Source organism: Rhodococcus sp. 14-2483-1-2 (assembly GCF_002259405.1).
Lineage (GTDB): Bacteria > Actinomycetota > Actinomycetes > Mycobacteriales > Mycobacteriaceae > Rhodococcoides.
Genome location: NZ_NPFW01000015.1, coordinates 1 through 815, shown reverse-complemented (window position 1 = coordinate 815; position 815 = coordinate 1). Strand labels below are relative to the sequence as shown.

The window sequence follows — 815 nt, the reverse complement described above, 5'->3', positions numbered from 1 at the left end:
CCGACGGCCTGGCGCACCGGAGTACCGGGGGTGGCCTTCATCTGCGGGACGATGCCTTCGACGTCGTCGACGCCACCGGCGTGGTGCCCGGCGTCGACCATGGCCTGCTCCTGCGCCATCTGCGCCTCGTCCTTCTCCTCCGACATACCGATCGGACCGATCATCGTTCCGTTGAGGAACTGCTTGACCACCGGCTCGTCACTCGTCAGCAGCACCTCACGCGGGCCGAACATCACCAGCTGGCGACGGAAGAGCATGCCGATGTTGTCGGGCACCGTGCGAGCGAGGTTGATGTTGTGCGAGACGATCAGGATCGTCGCGTCGATCTCGGCGTTGATGTCGATCAGGGTCTGCGAAATGTAGGTGGTACGAACGGGATCGAGGCCGGAGTCCGGCTCGTCGACGAGGATGATCTCGGGATCGAGAACCAGAGCACGGGCCAGGCCTGCGCGCTTGCGCATACCGCCGGAGATCTCGCCGGGCAGCTTGTCCTCGGCACCGAGCAGACCCGTCAGTTCCAACTTCTCCATGACGATCTTGCGGATGTCGGACTCGGACTTCTTCGTGTGCTCGCGCAGCGGGAACGCGACATTGTCGTAGAGGTTCATCGACCCGAACAGTGCGCCGTCCTGGAACAGCACCCCGAACAGCTTGCGGATCTCGTAGAGCTCACGCGAGGAGCACTGCAGGATGTCGGTTCCGTCGATGAAGATCTTGCCCTGCTCGGGCCGCAGCAGACCGATCAGCGACTTCAGGAAGACCGACTTACCGGTACCGGACGGACCGAGGAGAGCACTGACTTCACCCTTCGGCAG

Annotated in this window: 1 protein-coding gene; it reads right to left on the bottom strand. The window is 63.3% G+C overall.

Annotated elements, in window-relative coordinates; genetic code table 11:
• On the bottom strand, nt 1-815 hold an 815-nt coding region (locus CH295_RS15360), incomplete at both ends, for an ABC transporter ATP-binding protein (protein ID WP_141217032.1).